A 15,589-nucleotide genomic window follows, 5' to 3' on the forward strand; every position below is an offset into this window, starting at 1 on the left:
GTGGGTCGGGTCGGGCTGCCGGGTGGCAAGGTGCCCATGGGGATGCTGGGGGTGGCTCAAAGAATGCCAATCTTGTTGTCCTGCCGCGACCCTCCGCGTTGGCGTTCGCGCAGTGTATAGAACGGCACGCCGGGTTGTCGCGCCGTTTGTCACAAGCAGGCGTAGCATCGTCTTGCAAAACGTGTCCGCCCGGAGAACCGCACCCATCTGGTGCGCCGGCATCATGGAAAACCCGGAGATGAGCATGAATCCCCTTGAGTCCCCCACCCCGAGCGCGGAAGCCCTCTTGTCCTCCCAACAAGACCCCTCCCGCCGGTTGGCGCTGGCACGCCTGGGCCGCGCGGCGGCGGGAAGCCTGATCCTGCCGGCGGCGGCTGGCCTGAGCTGGCCGGCGCTGGCCGCTGAAGGTCAGGAGGAGGAGGACACCTTCGACCAGGATTCAGTCCTCAAGGACGCGGCCGACTTCTTCGGCCAGACCACGGAGGGCTTGGCCAAGGTCATCGAGAAGGCTTTTAAGGAGCAGGGGCGCCCCAATGCCTACATCAAGGGGCAGGAAGCGGCGGCGGCCATCACCGTGGGTCTGCGCTATGGGGACGGCTCGCTGGTGATGAAGCGAGGCGGCGGTACGCACGTGTATTGGGCGGGCCCGTCGGTCGGTTTTGATCTGGGCGCCAATGCAGCCAAGGTCTTCACCCTGGTCTACAAACTGCCCAAGGCGGGCGCCATCTTCCGCCGTTTCCCCGGGGTGGATGGCAGCCTTTATTACGTGGGCGGTGCCGGCGTCAACTATCAACGAGCCGATGGCATCACCCTGGCACCGATCCGCCTGGGGGTGGGCCTGCGCGCGGGCGCCAGCGTGGGCTACATCCACTACCGCCCGGAAAAAACCTACAACCCGTTCTGACCTCGGCTCAGCCGGTGCGCAGCGGGCCGCCCTCGCGCTGGCTGCGATCCAGGGCGCCCTCGGCGCGGGCCAGGAAGGCCCCGCCGGTGTCGCCCGGGCCGCGCCAGGCGGTGAGGCCCATGGCGAGCGCGCCGGCGCTGGTATGGTTCTGGAACCAGACGGTGCGGATGCGCTCGCACACCTTGCGGCCGGTGGGCAGATCCACATCGTGCAGCAGCATCAGCATGGCTTCGCCCTTCCCCAGGGCCAGCACATCCTGGGCGCGGCATTGCTGACGCAGCATTTGCGGCAGCACGCCGGCCGGTGCGCGATTGGCGCCCAGCGCCACCAGACAGAACGACAGGTCCGGCGAGCTGCGCTGATGCTCCGTCAGCCGTGCCAGCAGTTGATCCCGCGACGCCAGCGGCGACGTGCCGGCCTGCAGGGCGAGGGTATGGAAACGCTTGTAGAAGCGCAGCGCCGCCGCCCAGTCCTCCTCGGCCTCGGCCAGGGCACTCAAGGCTTCCTGCAAGGGGGCATGCTCGTCGCCATGCTCCCGCTGCAGTGCCAGCAGCTGATCACGGGCAGCGGTGAAGGCCCCGTCCTGGATCAGGCGTCGGGCTTCAGCGCATTCATGTTCCAGCTCACCGAGGGTGCCGGGGCTGGATCGCAAGACCTTGTCGGGGTTCATGGGATTCAAGAATAGTGCGCCGTTGCGAATCGGCCCATTGGGGCTTCCCAGCGGAGTGCCTGCTCACGCCGCCAAAGTTGCAGCTTTGTGACTTGATGTAGCTCAGACCGGTAGTCCCCGACCGGACTAATATCGTTCGATCGTCTTGTGGAGATCCGAATGACGCAGCCCTCTCTGCCCTCAGTGCCAGCCCTGCCCACACAAGTTGGGAACTCGTCTGGCGCGTTTGCAGCAGACAGCCTTCCCGCCCAGGACATCAGCGCCGAGGTGCTGTTGGAAAAATACGCCAAGGGCACCGAACGCGAGTTGGAGGACGTGCGCCAGCGGGTGGCCCGTGCATTGGCCCAGGCGGAATCGGCCGAGCACCGGCAGGACTGGGAAGCCCGGTTTCTGGATGCCCAACGGCGCGGTTTTGTACCGGCCGGGCGCATTGCATCGGCTGCGGGCACCGAGTTGTCGGCCACGCTGATCAATTGCTTTGTGCAACCCGTCGGCGACTCGATTGCCGAGGAGGAAGACGGCATTCCCGGCATCTACACCGCATTGACCGAAGCCGCGGAAACCATGCGGCGCGGTGGCGGGGTGGGCTATGACTTCTCTCGCATTCGGCCCAAAGGCGCCTGGGTCAAGTCCACCCAGTCCAGCGCTTCCGGGCCGGTGAGCTACATGCGGGTGTTTGACCGCAGCTGTGAGACGGTGGAATCCGCTGGCTCCCGCCGTGGGGCGCAGATGGGGGTGTTGCGTTGCGACCATCCGGACATTGAAGACTTCATCCACGCCAAGGACCAGGGGGACCTCCGCAACTTCAACATCTCGGTCGGTGTGACCGATGCCTTCATGGAAGCTGTGGAGGCCGACGCCGATGTGGAGCTGGTCCACAAGGCCGTGCCCAGCGCCAAACTGCGGGCGGCCGGGGCGATCCAGCGTGCCGATGGGCTGTGGGTGTATCGACGCGTAAGGGCTCGCAAATTGTGGGACCAGGTGATGCGGTCCACCTACGACCATGCCGAACCGGGTGTTTTGTTCCTGGATCGAATCAATGCGGACAACAACCTTCACTACTGCGAAACCATCAGTGCCACCAACCCGTGCGCCGAACAGCCGCTGCCGCCGTATGGGTGCTGCTGCCTCGGCTCGGTCAACCTGACCCTGTTTGTGGTGGACGCCTTCAGCCCGCAGGCGCGGTTTGACGAAGAGGGCTTTGCCGACGTGTGCCGGGTGGCGACCCGCATGCTGGATAACGTGCTGGATGTCACACCGTGGCCGCTGCCCAAGCAGGCGCACGAGGCCGCCAACAAGCGACGGGTGGGGTTGGGCTTTACCGGACTGGGGGATGCCCTGATCATGCTGGGGCTGCGCTACGACGGCGAGCCGGCGCGGCAGATGGCCCGCCGCATCAGCGAGGTGATGCGGGATGCGGCCTATGAAGCCAGTGCCGATCTGGCAGTGGAGCGGGGGGCCTTTCCCCTTTTTAATGCCGACCTGTATTTGTCAGGTGGAAATTTCGCCTCTCGGCTGCCGCCATGGCTGAAGGACAAGATCCGGGCCCAGGGGCTGCGCAATTCGCATCTGCTGTCGATTGCGCCCACCGGCACCATCAGCCTGGCGTTTGCGGACAACGCCAGCAACGGCATCGAGCCGCCGTTCTCCTGGAGCTACACCCGCAAGAAGCGGATGCCGGACAACAGCTTCAAGGAATATGCAGTGGAAGACCATGCCTGGCGGCTCTACCGCCATCTGCATGGGGGGGACGCGCCGCTGACCGAAGCGTTTGTCACCGCGCTGGAGTTGAAGGCGGCCGACCATGAAGCGATGGTGGCGGCGGTGGCGCCCTATGTGGACACCTCCATCTCCAAGACGGTGAACGTGCCGGCGGACTATCCCTACCAGGACTTCCAGGATCTTTACCGCCTGGCCTGGAAGAGCGGCTTGAAGGGGCTGGCCACCTATCGGCCCAATCAGGTGCTGGGGTCGGTGCTGAGTGTGGAGCCGGTGGCGCAGCCCGAACCGCTGAAGCCCGAGGTGGGGCCCAACCAGCGCCTGCGTGTGGACCGTCTGCCCAAGCCGGTGCTGGCCTCGCTGCGCTGGCCGAGCCGGCCCGAACTGCCGGGGGGCAACCCGGCTTGGTCCACCATGATCCGGCACCCGCATGGCGACTTTGCGCTGTTTGTGGGGGAGCTTCCGGCGGAAGGGCCGGAGGCGGGGCTGTTCGGGCGCACGCTGCCCTTCGAGGTGTGGGTGAATGGGGCGGAGCAGCCGCGCGGGCTGTCGGCGCTGGCCAAAACCTTGTCGATGGACCTCCGCACCAACGACACGGCCTGGCTGCGGCTGAAGCTGGATGCCTTGGCCACGGTGGCGGAAGAACGGTCCTTTGAAATGCCGATGCCCCCGCTGGGAGAGCCGCGGCTGTTCCCGGGCGTGGTGGCGGCGACGGCGGCGGTGATCCGCTGGCGCTGTGAGCAACTGGGGGCGCTGCAGGATGGCGGGCCGACTCCGGTGATGGATGCGATGTTCTCGCGGGAGGAGCCGCGCACCGGCACGATGGGTACGCTGGCCTGGGCGGTGGACGTGGACAACCCGGCCACCGGGGAGGTGTTCACGCTGACGCTGAAGGAGGTGAGCCTGCCGACGCCCGAAGGTGGCGCGGTGACGCGACCCTGCGCGATGGGCTTCTCCGGCAACTATCCGAAGGCGCTGGATGGCTTGGCGCGGCTGCTGTCACTGGACATGCGGGTGCTGGATCCGGGCTGGATCGGCATGAAGCTGCGCAAGCTGCTGAATGTGGGGGAGCCGCTGGGCCACTTTATGGCGCCGGTGCCGACCTTGTCCGGTGAGCGGCGCCAGCAGGTGTGGCCATCGACCGTGGCGTATGTGGCACGCTTGATCATCCACCGCTATGCGATGTTGGGTGTGCTGGACGAGCAGGGCTTCCCGCTGGTGGATATGGGGCTGCTGCAGCAGGCACCGTCCTCGGCGGCCCGGACGGTGGCGACAACGGCTGGTGTTCCTGCCATGGCGGGCAAGAAGTGCCCGGAGTGCGGCAACCTGACCGTGATCCACCGGGATGGGTGTGAGTTCTGTACGGCTTGTGGGTTTGTGGGGCAGTGTGGGTGAGGGCAGGCGGAGATGAAGACGCACGGTTTGTGCGCCGCCTGGCTTTGGGCACGAACACTGCGCGGATGACGCTGCTGTTGGCGCCGTCATCCTTCAACCGGGCTGCGCTGAACTACGCAGATCTCATTCGCAGCTTGAATGACAGACCGGGCATTCATTTATTCTTCATTGTAAAGAACGCATCGTTTTGACGTGCGAAAGACACCGGGGTTATCACCAATGAAAGAGCACGGTTCGTGTATGGAATGATTCCTCGCATTACACATCGCAGTTGAAGATGCGGGCGCCTTTCCGGCAAAGGGGGTGCCAGGGAGTTTCATGCAGTTCCGTTCCGGCTCCAGGACGAGCCGCCTCATTGTTGAGGCGTTGTTGTGCCTGTTAATCGTTGCAATCGCAATTCCTGCGGGAAAGTTCACCGCGTATGCCTGGAACGACTTCAGGCAGAGAGCTGTGCAAGGTAACTTCTCAAGTTACTTCTCTGGAAAAGATCTCAAGATTTCCGTCTACGGAACAGAGAGTTGCCCGGCATGTCAGCGAGCAAGAGCCATTCTCAATGAGCAGGGCATCAGCTTCAACGATTTGAGAATCGACCAGAATTCGTCCGCCCGTTCAGAGTGGAAGGCACTTGGTCAGGATAGCTTTCCCGTATTTCTAACTGCTGGCCATCGGTTGACTGGCTTTCAGGAAGCACGCCTTCTTGCAATGCTGCAAGACGAGGGCTTTAGTCTTGATTCATCCAAGAGGCATCAGTGAGCACGACCCTTCGCAAGACCCTTGTGTTCATTTCGGTATTCGCGACCTTTGCGGTCTCATTCGGAGAGGCTGCTGCCGAGTTCGATCCCAAGCGGTGTATGGAGCGCTGCCTGGAGAGAACGAAGGACCGGGAGAAGTGTGACTACATCTGTGACCCAACCAAGAAGTAGTTTTATATCGGCTGCTGTCTCGCCATTCCCATGAGTCAGGCGCAGCCCTCTCCCGCCTAAAATTTTTGATGAAGTGCAATCAGGCCCCGGCCTTCGCCATGCTGGCCTGTGCCGGCGCAGCTCTTTCTTCTTACGCCGCCACCCCGACCCCTCAGCAGCTCGACAAGGTCGAAGTTCAAGGTGAGGCGCTCAGCGATCTGCAACAGCGGCAGGAGTTCGTGGCCGGCAAGATCGTGGTTTCTCGCAAAGCCATTGAGGCCAGCGGCCAGACGACGGTCTTTGAAGTCCTCAAACGGGAACCTGCGGTGACCGTGGGGAGCAATGGGCGTCTTGGCTTGTTGGGTCTGCCGGGTTACACGCAGATTCTGGTGGATGGCAAGCCGCCTTTGCCTGGCCGCGATCCACTCGAACAGGATGTGGTGCATATCGAGCGCATCGAAATCATCAAGGGGTCGATGGCCGAATTCGGCCCCTTCGGTATCGCTGGAACCATCAACATCGTCACCCGCCGGGTTGAACGCAAGACCAGTACTTCGCTCCGAAAGGGGCTCGCCGCTGGGCCGGCAGCCGCAGACGCAAACCAGGCCTGGTCCAACAGCATTCGTCCAGTGGATGAGCCCTGGTCTCTGTCCAACCGGATCTCCATTCGGCACAAGGAGACCGATGTTCACAAGGACACCGACACCTATGACAGCGGCAGTCCGAGCGAGGCAACGCTGCAGGACCGATCACAAAGCCGTGGCGTGGATCAGCTGTCCACGTTCAGCGCAAGCTCCACGTATGCCTATCAATGGTCGAAAGAGGTCGACATGGACGCGTCCCCAGTGCTGCTGTACTGGCAGACGGATGTGGACACCGATGAGACCCACCAATGGCAGAACCCCTCGGGTCGCATCAGCAATGCAAGCGGCAGCAACCGGGGAACGCTGTTGAGCGCAGCCCTGCCGCTGAGCTGGCGGTACCGCGCGGACGACGGTGGCCGTCTGGAACTGCAGTGGGAGTCCTCTCGAAGCTTTGTGGATCGAGATTCAGACCGGACCGATAAAGACGTAGGGGGTTCGAGCAGCACGCTTCGGCAGAGCCGCCGCAATGAGCGCTTGTTCGTCGATTCCCTGCGGGCCCAGTTCGCCCCCAAGAGTCCTGAACATCATGCGCTGAAGTTGGGTTTCAGAGCCAGCTGGCACCAGAACATGACGGCCCTGGAAAACACCGTGAACGGTGTGCCTGACGCGTCGTTCGCTACATTCGGCCAGGGGCAGGTGTTGAGCGGCCCCACCGCAAGCGCTTTTGCTCAGGATGAGTGGACCCTCTCCAAGCATTGGGCGGTTAACGCCGGCATCAGCATGGAGGGGCGGCGACTGTCCATTCGTGAGGGCAGTGAGCGCGCCCGCGCCAGCTACCGCCTGGTGTCGCCTTCGCTTCACGTCGCTCACAAGCTGAATGATGATGGCACCAGGAAGTTGCGCTTCTCCATTGCGCGCAGCTTCAATTCGCCTTCACTCGACCAATACATACAACGCCCCACCATCCATCCACTGGCGCCGTGTTCACCCACGCTGGGTTGTGGTGCCAACACACTGGCTTATGCCGACACAGCAGGCAATCCGGGCTTGAAGCCAGAACGTGCCTTGGGCATCACGCTGTCTTACGAGCATTACGTCGGCAAGGATTCGCTGGTGAATGTGGATGTCTTTCAGCGTCGATTGAATGACACCATCGGGGAGTCGGTTGCGCTGGAATCGGTGCCATGGGCTTCGGTGCCCCGCTATGTGGTTCGACCGACCAATCTGGGTCGTGCGCGGATCCAGGGCGCCAGCGTGGATGCACGGCTCAATCTGCGTGACTGGCTGCCGTCGGCCCCGCAATGGGAGCTGAGGTTGGGCACGACATTGGCCAGCTCCGAGCTGGAGAATCTGCACGGTCCCGATCACCGGATGGCCGGTCAGACACCGTGGTCCGCCAAGGTCGGCATGCGATACAAGGTGAGCAGCATGCCCCTGGAGCTGTCAGCGGATGCGAACTGGGCGCCCGGGCTCTGGTGGAGAAGTGCCGTGGATCATCGGCTGTATCAAGGGCGGAGACAGGATGTGTCGATGCAGGCGAGCTGGACCGTGAATCCGGCGATGAAGTGGCGTTTCTCCCTGAACAATCTGTGGTCGCCGGTCACGCAGCGGTCCGATGTCTACAGTGGCAGTGGGGCAGAGGCCCGAGTGGATAGCCGTCAGCGGACGGAGCCAATGGCCGGTGTTACGCTGGAATTGCGATTGTGAAACTCAGCGCTTGCGCTTGCCGGGTTCACACCGCCGTGATGCCAATGCAGCATTGGTGAAAGTCGCGCGTTACGATGGGCTCGGCTGTTTGCTCAGCGATGTTCCAAGGCTTTGAAAGAACCACACGTGAATCGAGATTTGGCGGATGTCTTTACTGGAAGTCCCGAACACTGTGTGGCAGTCATGCAGTCGGTGATTGAGGAGATCAGGCAAAGGAAGCCGAGTGCCAAGCTTGAGTTGGACTCTATGGCCACGTGGATCGCTGACTGCACGGAACGAGCCATCCGTCACGCCGAGTCGCCCATCGAGAAAGCGTGCATGGGCGGTCTGCTGCTCCGGTTCCTGTTTGACTCCCCCCATGGCGCCCTGGTGACGCAGCCCCTTCAGAACGCGAAGGCCGACGCTGAACGTATTTCGAAAGCGATTGAATTGCGGTGGGCGCTGGAGCTGGCTTGGGACCGGCACGTGGAGAACTACAACGAAGACCTTGCACAGGTCGCCGATGAACACAAGCAGCAGTTCAAGGCGGAGGATCCGCTCGAAGCCTCTTTCGAGGATTACTGCAAGCAGCTCGTCTCCAAAGGCAAGCTGAAGCCGGACGATTACGACACCATTGTCAACGACCCGATCGTGTCAGCAGGCTGGCTGGCCTGGTCCGCTTTCATCCTGTCGCCGCAATCTGTCTTCCCCGGGTTGGGGGCCGGCTCGCGAGACGCGCGGGTGGACCTGTATATCTGGTGCCCGGCGCAGCCCAAGCTCCAAATGATTGTGGAATGTGACGGCTACGAGTTCCACGGCAACAAGGACTCCTTCACGGCCGATCGTCAGCGTGACCGCAACCTGCAACGCGCAGGCTATCAGGTGTTTCGTTTCTCGGGCACGGAACTCTTCAACGACATGAAGAAGGTGGCCGACGAAGCCTTTGTGACCGCTGTGGCTCTTCGCTTTGGCGTGGAAGGTGGAGAGAAGGAACTTGATCTGACTTGATGTGGGGGTGAGTCAGAGAGGTCTCCTTATCGGGCTGCCGCCGCATCGGCCTCAGCCTCGGGCCAGAGGCTGGGAAACAAGAATCGCAGGGCATCCAACGGGATTCCGAAACGCACTTGGCCGCGCGGTGAATCTGAGCGCAACAAGCCCGTGTCCAGCAGCTTGCCGATCAACGTCGTCGCCGTGCGCTCGCCAAGGCCGGTCATGCTCGCAAAGTCGCCTCGCGAAATCTCGCCTTGAGTCGCGAAGAGGTAATGCAGTGGTCGCAACGCTTCCATGCGTAATCCACGCTTGACGACGTGCTCTTCGTGCGCCAGCAAGGCTCCCAGGCGGTTCTGCATCTCCCGCAGGTTAAGCATCTGAGACATGAAGCGCACTTGGTCCAGGCAGACGCCAATGAAGAATTCGATCCACTCCAACAACATCCGTTCGCTGAGTTGGCCTCGGCCGTCCAGGTCGCCCATTCGGGCCATGTCGGCATTGCCTAAACGCTCGCTATAGCGTTCCGCCTGGCGAGCAAGTCCACGTAGCGGTGACCATAGGCCACCAGTCAACTCAAGAGCGCCCAGCACAGCCAGGCTGTGCAAGCGAGATGCTCGACCATTGCCGTCGAGGAATGGGTGGATCCATACCAGACGATGGTGTGCCGCTGCGGCCGCAACGATCTGCAGTTCTCCTCGGCGCACGCCTCCGTAGACCTTACTCCAACGCTCCAACATGGCGGGCAGCGCTGCGGCGGCAGGCGCGACGTGGTTTTTGACTCGAACCTCCCTCGTGCGAATTTCGCCGGGCAAGACAATCATCTCTTCTGTGACCGCACCGTTGGCATCATGGAGACGGACCACCCGATCCGCGTCCTTGAGTTGCCCGAACAGATGGCGGTGGATCCTGCACAGGAACTCCGCAGAGTAAGCCTCGACCAGGCTGACCGGCTGTTCGTAGAGCCATTGTTCGGTCGCAATATGTGCCACCGCAAGGCGTTGAAGTCGGGCTTTTTCCGCGTCAGCGGAGAAGTCCAGTCGCAGGGCCTGCTCGATTTCCAACGGTCGGGTGTGCTCGCCCTCGATCTTGTTCGAGTAGTACGAGTTCATCGATCGCAACAGTCGAGCCAACTCTTGACTGACTCCGTTCTGACAAGCGCCGGTCAGGCGTGCGGCTTCGGTCCGAAGATCATGTGACATTGCCAGCACATGGTCGGCTTGGGAATCTCTCGGCAAGAGCGGTTCAAACTGCGACGGATGGTTGTACATTTGCGCATCACGTTGCGTGATCGCATTGGATCACTAATTCCTTGATTTTATGAGGTAAATTGCAACTTGTGCTGATAAGTTTGCGGATCCATATGCATGCGGGGCGGGTGAGGGCTCGGCCAGGCACTCAGCGGCGTCATCGCGAGCGCATTTGCGTAGGAGGCGTGGACCGGCGGCAGGTATTGCGCGGGCGCAACGCCGGCATCAGCATGGAATTGCGCTTGAGCTCTTCAGTACCGGCTCGCGTCGGTTCAAGACGGCAGCTGGGCTGCTTTCATGAATCGCGCCAACGTCTCCAGATGCTTGTCGTCACCCGCTTCAGCGGCCTGCGCACGCAGGTGCTCAACAACTGCCGCAGCCTCGTCTTCGACCTGGAGCGTGAGGAACACAAATGCCCAGAGCCAGAGCTGGCCGAGTTCTGTCTGCACATCGTCGTAAACAAGCGTCTTGCGCACCCGCGCTACCAGCGCCCGGTCTGCGCTCAGTTCCACGAATTTGTCGCGCTTGCTCATGATCCCCGGCATATGTGAGAAGGACCTCGCATAGCGCAGAAATTCCAGGGACGATCGGTACAAGGCCAGCGAGGGCGTCGGTTCAGAGGGCAGCCGCCCGAATTGGTCGTGCCCAAACAGGAACAGCGCCGCATGCACGGGCAGCATGCAGACCGGATAGCCGCGCCACACGATGCTGCGCAGGGCTTCATAGGCGCGGTACAGCAGCCTGAAGTCCTCCTCGGATTTCAACGAGGGAGCGTGATCCAAACGCAGAAGGTGATAGAAGAATGCCGTCTGCTCGCCCTCATTCAGAAACTTGCCGGCCCGTCCGATCAGCGGGGTGATCTGGTGATGGTGGCTCGGCCAGAAATCGCCTTGCTCACCGCGTGTGAGCGCACCGGCTTCGTTGGTCATGAAATCCAGCAGCAATCGGCGCTCAGGGGAGTCGGGGCGGGTGTCGTTTGCCGGGGTCGTCGCAGCGGTGCCCGGTTCATCCTCGCTTTCACTCCGCGCGTCTTCACTCGTAGCGCCAGCCTGGTCGTGGTCATCGCCACTGTCGTCACCATCGCCAAGGTCCGAGTCCGAGGCAGCGCCCTCCAGAAACGGCCGCTTCCAATCGTCAAAGGCCGCCTGCCACCGGGCTTGAGCCGTATCGACAACAGGCGCCGGGTCTTCGACGGCCTTCAGCCCGAGCGTCGACTTCAGCCAGTCCCTGTAGGCGTCAATGCCCTCATCGAATTCGCTGTCTTCGTCGTCTTCCTCTTCATCGTCATCCTCGTCGATGTAGAAAAAGACACGGTCGTGCGCCACGTAGGGCTCAACGTCCAGCGCCGCGAGCTGCAGCAGGTCGCGCACATGGCTGGCAATCACCCATTCCCCACCTTCGTCGCCAAACACAACCACGGGCCACTGGGACGGTAGCGAACCGTCCTCGGGATTCCACAGCGCATAAAACGACCCTGACCCGTTCGCCACGGCAAAGGCAACCAGACGTTCCAGGAACGCGGGCTCGGACGACCACCCGTGGACCAATCCATGGGTCTCGCTCAGCGTGAGATAGAGGCTTTCTGTGTATTGGGTGCCCAGGTCGTTCTGGAAAGCGAGCAGGCGGGAGAGTTCCTCCGGCACAGGGTGTCCACGGAAGAGGGCAGCAAAGTCGGCTTGGGCAATCATTGGGGCTCCAGGCGGGAGAGCGTGCGTCAAACAGCGGCGAGCCCATTGATCCCGTCATTCAGCCAGCAAGGGTAGCGGCGGTGCCCTCCGCCGTCATGTGACCTTTGTCTGCTGGCGCGCGCCGCGAGTCGATCAGCGCTGCGCCTGCAGGACCCTTCACGTCCCGCGCTCTGCGTGCCCGTTCACTGCGTCCCTGCTCAGTCCACGATCAGCGTGTACGTCACCGCCTGCGACATCGACAGCAACGAGCCGCCAAACTCCACCACGTGCCGCCTGGGCGGCAGCGGCTTCAGCACGGCGTCGTCACCATGGGCCGCCGCAGGAGGAGGTCCCGGCCGGGGCCCACACCTCGCCGCTTTGATTGTCTGCGCACAGCTCGCCGGTCTTGTCGGCGACGAGGCTCCATTCAGTCGGAAAGGAGGCGCCCAGTCCCACCAGCGTTGAGACCACACCGATGGCGACACGCCCCCAACCTGCTCATCAGGCGGCACCAGGACCGATGCCCCTGCGGGGCTGCCTGCATACGCGATGCCCCCCGCGGCAACCGGCACCAGAGCGGCCATCGCCAAACGCAGGGGGTGGAACAGCGTCACAAAACGGGACAGCGCATGACAACGCCGATGGAATGAAGGCGGCGAAATCATCACCATGGACATCATTCATTGATGCCCCCTCGCAACACCCATTCGCCCTCTTGGGGGGAGCCGGGTTCACCCGCTCGGGTCAGGCATCAAGCTCCAGCAGAATTCGCGGTTCACATTGCCTCACAAATCTGACAAATCTCATGTCTGTGCGTTACTGGATGCTGGTGCTGCTGGCTTGGTTTGGGCTGTCGTTCTCGCAGAACGCATTGGCAGCCACCTATCGTTGTAGTTCGGCGACCGGGCAGGTGTATTTCTCGGATCGCCCCTGCGGGGGCACGTCAGACGCCGCGACGGGCGGCACCAAGCTGGGGGGCGCGGGGCCGGTGGAGCAGGGGGACCCCCGCGCTCGTGCCTACAGTTACACGCCAACCATCCCCAAACCCCCGGAGCACGCCAAATATCTGGTGGGCCCCTGCGCGGAGATGGAAGAAGCCATCCGTACCGCGCCCGTGCGGGGCATCCAGGGCCAGACCTTGCGCAGTCTCTATGAGGACTACCGCACGAAATGCGATTACCAGGTGAGGGAAGCACAGGAGCGGGTGAATGCCGACAAGCGTGAGCAGGACCGTATGCGCACCGAGCAGCGCCAGATGGCTGCGGCCCAACAGGCAGAGGGCCAGCGTCTGGACAACCAGTGCGCCAACATGCGCGCGGTGATTGCCGACAAGCGCGCCAGTCTCTCCACGCTGAACGACCGTCAGCGGGAGCTGCTGCAGAACATGCAGGACAACTACAACCGCACCTGCATCAACCGCCGCTGAACTGCAACACCGCAGGCCTCTACAAATAAGAGCAATTCTCAACAACCGGCTAGAATCCCCAGCCAAGGGGCTCAGCCAACCGTTGTGTCGGACCAGCCGGTGGCCCTGTCCACCCTTCTGAGTCTGCTCTTCGAGAGTCCTGCATGCATCTGCGTTTCCATGCGCTGGCCTGGGCCAGCGTTTGTCTTTTTAGCGTCCCGTCGTCCCAGGTCCTGGCCCAGGTCCTGGCCCAAGGCGTAGCCGCCACCGGATCGGCCGCCGCTGCACCGGCACCTGCGGGCGCCGCTTCCAGCACCGCAACCGCCGCCGCTGCCAACGCTCAGGCCAACGCTGACGCCACCGCGCAGTCCGCATCCACCAACGGCGTCCAGACCCTGGGCCAGGTGGTGGTCACCGCCACCCGTGGCGCCAAGGCCTTGGACAAGATTCCCGGGGCTGTCAGCGTCATCAGCCGGCAGGAGATCGATACCCAGGGCTTGGTCAGCGAAGACCCCAGCGCGCTGTTGGCGCTCCAAATTCCCGGTTATGCGCCTTCGCGCCAGAAACTGAGCAACTTCGGAGAGGGTTTACGGGGCCGCAATGCATTGTTGCTGCTGGACGGCATCCCGCAGACCAATCCGCTGCGCCTGGGCGGTCGGGAAGGTTATTTTGCGGACCCGATGATCGTCTCTCGCATGGAGGTGGTGTCCGGCGCATCCGCCGCGCAAGGCATGGGCGCCACCGGCGGCATCATCAACACCATCACCCGACGGCCCACCGAAGAGGGCACCCGTCAGACGGTCGAACTCAAATACGGCACGCAGTTCCATGGGGACACCGCCAGCTGGAAGGCCGGCTACATGGTGGAGCACAAGAGTGACTTCGATGTGGTGGCCTACGTCGGCACGCGGCTGCAAGACATCGGGGTGGATGGTGCCGGACGTCCGTTGGCGACGGAGTCCCTGCATCAGTCCGCCGATGGTTTCATCAAGATCGGCAAGGATTTTGGTCCGCAACGGCTGCAGCTGATGCTCAACCGGTACCGTGCTGATGGTTTTGATGACCGGGTGGACGTACCCGGCGACCGGGCCACCGGGCAACCGACCACGTCGGCACCCGGCACTCTGGCGTATGACGCGCCTCGCAATGAGGTGCGCTCGGCGAGCCTGGAATGGACCCATGCCGATCTGGCGCAGGGCGCAGCGTCGCTGCAGATTTTCAAGCAGGACTTCCGCGCGCGTTACAGCGGCGGCGTGATTGCCACCTTCCAGGACGCCAGCATTGCCCCGGTGGGCACGCTGGTGGACCAGAGTGAAATCAAGGCCGACAAATGGGGCGTGCGCGCCAGCTGGGTGCGTCCGGACTTCTGGACGCCGGGACTGGAGCTGACCCTGGGCGCGGACTACCTGGACGACGAGTCGCAACAGCGCCTGACCCAGACCGACCGGGTGTGGGTGCCGCCGATGGCCTATCGCAGCCTCGCGCCGTTTGGCCAGCTGGAATACGAATGGGGCTCACTGACCGTGCGTGGCGGCTTGCGGGATGAACACAGCCGCCTGCGTGTGGACGACTACAGCACGCTGGCGTATTACGGGAGCCGCGCGGTCGAAGGCGGCGAGCGCAGCGCCAGCAAGCTGGTCAAGAACCTCGGCGCGGTCTGGCGTTTCGGCAACAGCGGCTGGTCCAGCTTTGTGTCCTACAACGAAGGATTTGGCTCCCCGGATGTGGGCCTGATCCTGCGGGCCGTCAATTCCGCCGGCCGCTCTGTCTCCAACCTGGTGGACCTGCAGCCCATCCTGACCGACAACGTTGAAGTCGGCGTGGCCTGGCGCGGCAGTGAGGGCAGTGTGTCGGCGTCGGTGTATCGCTCGCATTCGGATCTGGGCAGCCAATTGGTGGTCAGCAATGGCATCGGGTCGGTGCAACGTGTGCCGATCACCGTGCGCGGCTTCGAGATCAGCGGTGAATGGCGCCCCTCCAAGGATTGGCAGTTCAACGGCAGCTATGCATTGACCCGAGGCCGCACGGCCAGCACCGCTGATGGAAGCCTGGATCTGGACCTGGGCGCGCGTTCGCAAGGGCCGGACAAGCTGGTGCTGGGGGCGCAATGGCGCCTGGCGCCGGGATGGCAGGCGAACTGGACGCAGTCGGTGTATTTCTCGCGCGATGCGAATGTGGGCAAGTTCTCCGGCAAGACCTCGTTGGAAGAGCATTTCAAGGGCTACACCGTGGCGGACGCGTCGGTGAGCTGGGATTCGCCGTGGGGTCAGTTGGGCGTGGGCGTGGAAAACCTCTTCAATCGCAGCTATCTCACCTATTACGCGCAGGCCAACTATTCCGGCACCGCAGACGACTACTACGCTGGCCGGGGACGATCACTCACGTTGAGCTGGCGGCGCAGCTTCTAAGGCGGTCAACGG

At 62.8% G+C, this 15,589-nt stretch carries 10 protein-coding genes; 7 read left to right on the forward strand and 3 right to left on the reverse strand.

The genetic code is table 11. The features are described from left to right. Window positions 1–244: 244 nt before the first annotated feature. Window positions 245–904, forward strand: coding sequence for a DUF1134 domain-containing protein (locus tag OU995_RS08535; protein ID WP_267835099.1), 660 nt, complete (start codon window positions 245–247; stop codon window positions 902–904). A gap of 7 nt (window positions 905–911) precedes the next feature. Here the strand turns inward: OU995_RS08535 and OU995_RS08540 are convergent, their stop codons facing one another. Beyond that, window positions 912–1,574, reverse strand: coding sequence for a hypothetical protein (locus tag OU995_RS08540; protein ID WP_267835100.1), 663 nt, complete (start codon window positions 1,572–1,574; stop codon window positions 912–914). Window positions 1,575–1,733: 159 nt separating this feature from the next. Between OU995_RS08540 and OU995_RS08545 the strand changes: the two genes are divergently transcribed. The 4 genes from OU995_RS08545 (at window position 1,734) to OU995_RS08560 (ending at window position 8,868) form a co-directional block, all read left to right on the forward strand. Continuing rightward, the gene (locus OU995_RS08545; RefSeq protein WP_267835101.1) at window positions 1,734–4,688 is read left to right on the forward strand and encodes an adenosylcobalamin-dependent ribonucleoside-diphosphate reductase; all 2,955 of its coding nucleotides are present in this window, start codon (window positions 1,734–1,736) and stop codon (window positions 4,686–4,688) included. Between the two features lie 318 nt (window positions 4,689–5,006). Next, a complete protein-coding gene (locus tag OU995_RS08550; RefSeq protein WP_267835102.1) occupies window positions 5,007–5,441 on the forward strand; it encodes a glutaredoxin family protein in 435 nt (144 codons plus the stop codon). Between the two features lie 238 nt (window positions 5,442–5,679). After that, window positions 5,680–7,881 (forward strand): TonB-dependent receptor plug domain-containing protein, encoded by a 2,202-nt coding sequence (locus OU995_RS08555; protein WP_267835103.1) that lies wholly within the window; start codon window positions 5,680–5,682, stop codon window positions 7,879–7,881. A 246-nt stretch (window positions 7,882–8,127) separates the two neighbouring features. Next, window positions 8,128–8,868: an endonuclease domain-containing protein gene (locus tag OU995_RS08560; RefSeq protein ID WP_267835104.1), complete on the forward strand. Its 741-nt coding sequence runs from the start codon at window positions 8,128–8,130 to the stop codon at window positions 8,866–8,868. A 26-nt stretch (window positions 8,869–8,894) separates the two neighbouring features. Here the strand turns inward: OU995_RS08560 and OU995_RS08565 are convergent, their stop codons facing one another. Both OU995_RS08565 and OU995_RS08570 read right to left on the reverse strand, forming a co-directional pair. Beyond that, window positions 8,895–10,118, reverse strand: coding sequence for a Fic family protein (locus OU995_RS08565; RefSeq protein WP_267835105.1), 1,224 nt, complete (start codon window positions 10,116–10,118; stop codon window positions 8,895–8,897). Window positions 10,119–10,369: 251 nt separating this feature from the next. Continuing rightward, on the reverse strand, window positions 10,370–11,785 hold the full coding sequence (locus tag OU995_RS08570; RefSeq protein ID WP_267835106.1) for a hypothetical protein: 1,416 nt from the start codon (window positions 11,783–11,785) through the stop codon (window positions 10,370–10,372). A gap of 784 nt (window positions 11,786–12,569) precedes the next feature. Between OU995_RS08570 and OU995_RS08575 the strand changes: the two genes are divergently transcribed. Together OU995_RS08575 and OU995_RS08580 are read left to right on the forward strand one after the other, a co-directional pair. Continuing rightward, complete coding sequence (locus OU995_RS08575) at window positions 12,570–13,190, forward strand: hypothetical protein (protein ID WP_267835107.1); 621 nt, start codon at window positions 12,570–12,572, stop codon at window positions 13,188–13,190. Between the two features lie 143 nt (window positions 13,191–13,333). Further along, the gene (locus OU995_RS08580; protein WP_267835108.1) at window positions 13,334–15,577 is read left to right on the forward strand and encodes a TonB-dependent receptor; all 2,244 of its coding nucleotides are present in this window, start codon (window positions 13,334–13,336) and stop codon (window positions 15,575–15,577) included. The last annotated feature ends 12 nt before the right edge of the window (window positions 15,578–15,589 follow it).

The sequence above is a fragment of the Roseateles sp. SL47 genome (assembly GCF_026625885.1).
Taxonomy (GTDB): domain Bacteria; phylum Pseudomonadota; class Gammaproteobacteria; order Burkholderiales; family Burkholderiaceae_C; genus Roseateles.